Here is a 5,776-nt window from a genome sequence, read left to right on the forward strand (position 1 = left end):
TCAAACCATACAGCCAGGAAGAAAGATGGCTGTTACCACCGAGTCTGGACGAGTTTATTCTTCACGCCAGATAGCAAAACAGTGCCGCGAAAATATCAATGTAATGTGGCTTGCTGATGCTTGGTTATGATTTTAAGCAAATTGCAAGACTGAGCTAAGAAACCAACGAACAGGGAAAAGTCGATTTCTGGAAAAAGGATTTTGAAATGAAAAAAAAAGCTGTCCTTATGAAGTGTTGGATAACTTCTAAGACAGCCCCGACAAATGCAGCGAAAGCGGAATCCCGGAACACCGTTAGAGCACAAAATTTCGTCCAGAATAAAAAAAGCACTTCATTTTGATGAAGTGCTTTTTTTGTTAAAGTTGAAAAAATTACAGTGTTAAGAATGCTTTGTAAGCCTCGTATGCCTGCTTGATGTCGAACTGGCTTGTAATTTCCCAAGGTGCGTGCATGCTCAAAACGCTTACCCCTGCATCCAAAACGTTCATTCCGTATTTTGCCGCAAGATATGCGATTGTTCCGCCTCCTCCCTGATCGACTTTTCCAAGTTCTGCCATCTGGTATTTTACTGAGTTTTCGTCAAGAACTTTTCTTAAGGCTGCGATAAATTCTGGGTTGGCGTCGCTTGCTCCGCTTTTTCCACGGCTTCCTGTGTATTTGTTGAATACAATTCCGCCTCCGAGAAACGATGCGTTGTTTTTGTCAAAAAGGTCTGCGTTCATTGGGTCGTATGCTGCGTTTACGTCGCTTGACAGCATTGAGCAGTTTGCAAGGCAACGTCGAACGGTTAATTCGCTGAATCCGTTTTTTGTGCGTGCAACCAGTTCTGCAACGGCGTTTTCAAAAAAGTGGCTTGCCATTCCTGTTGCACCGACACTGCCGATTTCTTCTTTGTCGACGCAAATACAACAGAGTGTTTTTTTTCCTGCTTTTGAGTCGAAAAGCGCCTGGACCGAAGTAAATGCGCACGAGCGGTCATCCTGTCCATATGCTAAGATTAAGCTTTTGTCGAGTCCGAGGTCGCGTGCTTTTCCTGCTGGAACTACTTCAAGTTCTGCCGAGCCAAAATCATCTTCTTCGATTCCGTATTTTTCTTTTAGAAGTTTTAGAATGTTTTTTTTGGCAGCTTCTTTTTCTTTTGAGTCTTTTACAGGATTTTCAGAGCCGACAATCAAGTCAAGGTTTTCGCCGGGAATAAAATCTGAGGCGGTTTCTTTCATTTGCTTTTGGGCAAGATGTGGAAGTATATCGCTTATTACGAAAATAGGTTCTGTTTCATCTTCTCCGAGACAGATATTTACTGTTTTTCCGTCTTTTGTGCAGATAACTCCGTGGAGGGCGAGCGGCATTGTTACCCACTGATATTTTTTTATTCCGCCGTAATAGTGAGTGTTTAAGTAAACCACAAAATCTTTTTCGTAGAGCGGATTTTGCTTTATGTCAAGACGAGGTGAATCGATGTGCGCTCCCAAGACGTTCAAACCTTTTTCTAGTGAATCGGTTCCGAGTTCAAAAAGGGCAACTGCTTTATTCATTTTTTGAATATAAACCTTGTCGCCTGGTTTTACGCTGGAAACTGAGTTTAAGTCTTTGTAGCCGTTTTTTTCGGCAAGTTCGACTATTTGTTTTGCGCATTCACGCTCTGTTTTTCCATTGTTCAGAAAGTTTTTGTAATTATGGATTAAATCTGACATTTTTTATTCTCCTGTAAAAAACAAGTTTGCAAATTAAAAAATAAAAACCACGAAAAAATCCGTGGCTTTTATAAAAGTGGAGATGGGGGGAATTGAACCCCCGTCCGAAAGTGTAATCCAAATACATCTACATGTTTAGTTATGCGAATTGGTTGTCGGGAAACACTTGGCAGCATAACAAGCATTGTCTCCGTATTCAGCCTAAAAAGTCCCACAAATCCGACTGAAATGATTTATGGCAAGTCCCTGTTTGTAACAGAACAACTTAAAGTTAGGAACAGCACCCTAAGCGTTCTGGCTAACGCAGACTAAGCAGCGAGAGCTTCTGCAGAAGAAGCTTCAACAACTTCTTCTTCTTTTCTTGCGAAAATTGCAGTTATTTTTTTGTCAGTTTTGGGAACCTTCACTCCCACATGCAGTAAGTGCATTATTCACAGTCGTCGAAACCGGTGCACCCCCATTTATTCTTTATAAAAATATAGTAAATTTAAATAAAAGCGTCAATCAAAATGCTGTAGATTGACGCTTTATTTTGTTTATGCTGTTACTTTTGAACCGATTAAAAGTGTTTCTGGAGAAGGAAGTTTTCCTGAAAGAACAATGTCCTTTGTGACGGTGAATTTCTTCTTCCCCTTGATGCTTGGAGCTTCGTACATAAGATCCATTAGAAGTTTTTCGCAGATTGAGCGGAGTCCTCGCGCCCCAGTTTTTTGTTTTATTGCAATATCGGCGATTTCTTCAAGTGCGTCTGGTGTAAATTCAAGTTCCAAATCATCAAGCGCAAAACTTGCCTTAAGCTGTTTTATAATGGAATTCTTTGGTTCTGTAAGGATTCGAGTTAAGTCTGCTTTTGTAAGTTCCTTGAGAGCTACAGTGATTGGCATACGACCGATGATTTCTGGAATAAGACCGAATTTTACAAGGTCGTCTGGTGTGCACTGGTTTAGAAGTTCCATCTTCTGGGCTTCGTCCATGGTTCCGACGTTTCCGCCAAATCCCATTGTTTTTCCTGCAATACGTTGTTCGATAATTTTATCGATTCCAACAAATGCTCCTCCCAAAATGAAGAGGATGTTCGTCGTGTCGATTTCAATCATTTCCTGGTTTGGATGTTTGCGTCCGCCCTGAGGTGGAACTGAGGCAATTGTTCCTTCAATGATTTTAAGTAGAGCCTGCTGTACGCCTTCTCCGCTTACATCGCGGGTTATCGAAGTGTTTTCGCTTTTTCTGCCGATTTTGTCGATTTCGTCAATAAAGATGATTCCACGTTCTGCTGCCTGAACATTTCCGTCTGCGGCGTTGATCAGCTTAAGAAGAACGTTTTCTACGTCTTCGCCGACATAGCCTGCTTCCGTAAGAGTTGTTGCGTCTGCAATTGCAAAAGGAACGTTCAGTTTTTGAGCCAGTGTCTTTGCGAGAAGAGTTTTTCCGCTTCCAGTTGGTCCGATAAGAAGAACGTTTGATTTTTCTATTTTTACCTTGTCTTCGCCGTCGGCTTCAAAATCTGGGAGCGAGCCTGATTTTTGGGCTGCCATTCTTTTATAGTGATTGTAAACTGCAACCGAAAGGACTTTTTTTGCGTAATCCTGACCTACAACGTACTGATCGAGATATTCCTTAAACTCTTTTGGAGAAGAAACATCGCTTAAGTCGATGGGTGTAAGGCTACTTTCGTTTTCCAGCCCGATAAGATACTGTTCACAGGCTTCTACACATTGAGAACAAATGCGAAGTTCGTTGTTTGGACCGCCTGCAACCAGAGGTCTTTTTTCTCCGCCTGGTCTTCCGCAAAATGAACAGCGGTTGTTTTCGTTATGAAATCCTAACATTATTTTGCCTCTTTATTTGATGAAACTCTTTTTGGCATGACTTTGTCAACAATGCCGTATTCTTTTGCTTCTGTGGCGGTCATGTAGAAGTCGCGCTCAATGTCTTTTGCAACCTGCTCGTAAGATTTTCCTGTTTTTTCGGCAAGAAATTCAATTGAGAGTTTTTTGATTCTTAAAAGTTCTTTTGCCTGGACAGTAATATCGCTTTCCTGACCGCGAACTCCGCCTGAAGGCTGGTGAATCATGATGCGGCTTGAAGGAAGAGAAAATCTTTTGCCTATTGTTCCGCCAGCAAGAATCAGAGCGCCCATTGAGCAAGCCTGGCCGATACAGATTGTCTGAATGTCGCATTTTACGTATTGCATTGTGTCGTAAATTGCAAGACCTGCTGTAACACTTCCGCCTGGAGAATTGATGTACATGCTTATGTCTTTATCTGGATTTTCTGATTCAAGAAAAAGAATTTGCGCTACAATCAAATCTGCCGTAACGTCATTTATTTCGCCATCAACAAAGATGATTCTGTCTTTTAAAAGTCTTGAAAAAATATCGTAAGCACGTTCTCCGTTTCCGCTTCTTTCGATTACCTGTGGTACTAAATTATTCATTGTTTCGTTCATGTATGTTGCTCCGATCTGGTATGATTTTCTTTAGATATTTTAAATATAACAAAAAAAATCTGGAAGTCCAAAAAAAAACGGAATGTAAACAAGATTTTTTTCTGTCACATTCCGTTCACATTTAAACTTTTATAAAATTAGTTTGCCTTGAAAAGGTCTGCAAATGAAGTTTTGTCGCCTTTTGCAACCTTAATCTGTGCAAAAATATCATCATAAAGTTTCTGTTCTTTTACATCGTCGATGAACCATTCTTTTGCGCGTGGATCAGCGTAGTGTTTTTTTACATCTTCAACTGAAACACCGTTTGAATCTGCAAGTTTCTGGTATGCTTCTTCAACTTCTTCTGGAGTTACAGAAATATTTTTTGATTTAAGGAGTGAATCTACGATGATTCTGCTTTTAAGCATTTTTTCTGCATCGCCAGTCCAATGTGCGAGCATATCTTCTTTTTTCTGACCAGAAGCTACAACCATTCTTTCGAGATCTTCTGGAGTTGTCTGGAACTGCTGTGCCATCTGTCCCCAGCGACCGTTGAGTTCTGCCTGAAGCATGCTTGCAGGAATTTCGATTGGATTTTTTTCGATAAGCTGCTCGAGGAGAGAGTTTACCTTGATTTCTTTGATTTTTCTGTCTTTTGCAATGTTGAGGTTTTTGAGAATGTCAGCCTTCAAGTCTGCAAGAGTTTTGTATTTGTCGCTTACGTCCTGTGCAAGATCGTCGTCGAGTGCAGGAAGATTGCGGACTTTAATCTGCTTTACAGTTACGCTGTATTTTTTTGTAGTTCCAGCAAGGTTTTTGTCAGCGTCTGTTTTTGCATATTTTTTTGTGATTTCTTTAGTTTCGTTTGCTTTCATTCCGATGATGTCATCGTCGATTTTGTAAACGTTTTCTGCTGTTCCGAGAGTGAATGTGAAACCTTCGCGTTTTGTTCCTTCTACAACTTTTCCGTCTTCACTGATCTCTTCAATGTCGATTGTAACGATGTTGTCTTTTTCTGCTTTTTCATCTTCTTTTTTGTCGATTACAGCAGCGTTTCTTTCCTGAATTCCTTTGAGCTCTTCTTCAACTTCTGCATCGCCTACAGAAACCTGTGGTTCTTTTACAGAAATTCCGTTGAAGTCTTTTACTTCTACGGAAGGGAATACGTCGTAAGTTACAGTGAAAGTAAATTCTTTTGCAGTGTCAAATGCTGGCATTTCGTCCATTTTTGGCTGCGCATAAGGAAGAGGGCGGTTTGAAAGCTCTTTTTCGTCCTGGAAAATTTCGTTTAATACGCTGTCGATGAGGTCGCCGGCTGCTTCCATTTTAATCTGTTCGCCGTATTTGCGTTCAAGAACCGATGCTGGTACGTGACCTTTGCGGAATCCTGGAATCTGAACCTGTTTTACATATTTTCCGAGTGTTGTTTTATAACCGTTTGCTACGTCTTCTTTTGCAACTGTTACTGTTAATTTTGCTGCCGAGTGTTCAAGCTTTGTGATTTCTTTTGTGAATTTCACTTTTTAGCCCCTTGAAAAAATAAAATAATTGAAACCTCTAAAAAAAATTGGAGATTCCGTAATAAAAAAAAGCGATTCAGATGAAATCCAAATCGCTTTGCATAGAGCGGGAAACGGGAGTCGGACCCGCGAC

4 protein-coding genes, 1 tRNA gene and 1 other RNA gene (1 of these 6 cut by a window edge) are annotated in these 5,776 nt (G+C 40.7%); all 6 read right to left on the reverse strand.

Annotation, left to right across the window (positions count from 1 at the left end; all coding sequences use genetic code 11):
- Positions 1-372 precede the first annotated feature (372 nt).
- Positions 373-1,695 (reverse strand): aminopeptidase, encoded by a 1,323-nt coding sequence (locus ACT6XC_RS07915; RefSeq protein WP_443741403.1) that lies wholly within the window; start codon positions 1,693-1,695, stop codon positions 373-375.
- A 74-nt stretch (positions 1,696-1,769) separates the two neighbouring features.
- Positions 1,770-2,154, reverse strand: a transfer-messenger RNA (tmRNA) gene (gene ssrA, locus ACT6XC_RS07920).
- Between the two features lie 77 nt (positions 2,155-2,231).
- The gene (gene clpX, locus ACT6XC_RS07925) at positions 2,232-3,524 is read right to left on the reverse strand and encodes an ATP-dependent Clp protease ATP-binding subunit ClpX (protein WP_443741404.1); all 1,293 of its coding nucleotides are present in this window, start codon (positions 3,522-3,524) and stop codon (positions 2,232-2,234) included.
- Positions 3,524-4,144, reverse strand: coding sequence for an ATP-dependent Clp endopeptidase proteolytic subunit ClpP (gene clpP, locus ACT6XC_RS07930; protein WP_443738729.1), 621 nt, complete (start codon positions 4,142-4,144; stop codon positions 3,524-3,526). Before clpP ends, clpX begins: the two co-directional genes overlap by 1 nt.
- Positions 4,145-4,281: 137 nt before the next feature.
- The gene (gene tig, locus ACT6XC_RS07935; RefSeq protein WP_443741405.1) at positions 4,282-5,643 is read right to left on the reverse strand and encodes a trigger factor; all 1,362 of its coding nucleotides are present in this window, start codon (positions 5,641-5,643) and stop codon (positions 4,282-4,284) included.
- A 105-nt stretch (positions 5,644-5,748) separates the two neighbouring features.
- Positions 5,749-5,776 (reverse strand) — tRNA-Gly (locus tag ACT6XC_RS07940); it runs 144 nt beyond the window's last position.

This window comes from Treponema berlinense, from assembly GCF_052273165.1.
Lineage (GTDB): Bacteria > Spirochaetota > Spirochaetia > Treponematales > Treponemataceae > Treponema_D > Treponema_D berlinense_A.

Excerpts from the sequence above, each read along its gene's own strand:
- ACT6XC_RS07915 (WP_443741403.1), bottom strand. The coding sequence starts at position 1,695 with ATGTCAGATTTAATCCATAATTACAAAAACTTTCTGAACAATGGAAAA.
- clpX (WP_443741404.1), bottom strand. The coding sequence starts at position 3,524 with ATGTTAGGATTTCATAACGAAAACAACCGCTGTTCATTTTGCGGAAGA.
- clpP (WP_443738729.1), bottom strand. The coding sequence starts at position 4,144 with ATGAACGAAACAATGAATAATTTAGTACCACAGGTAATCGAAAGAAGC.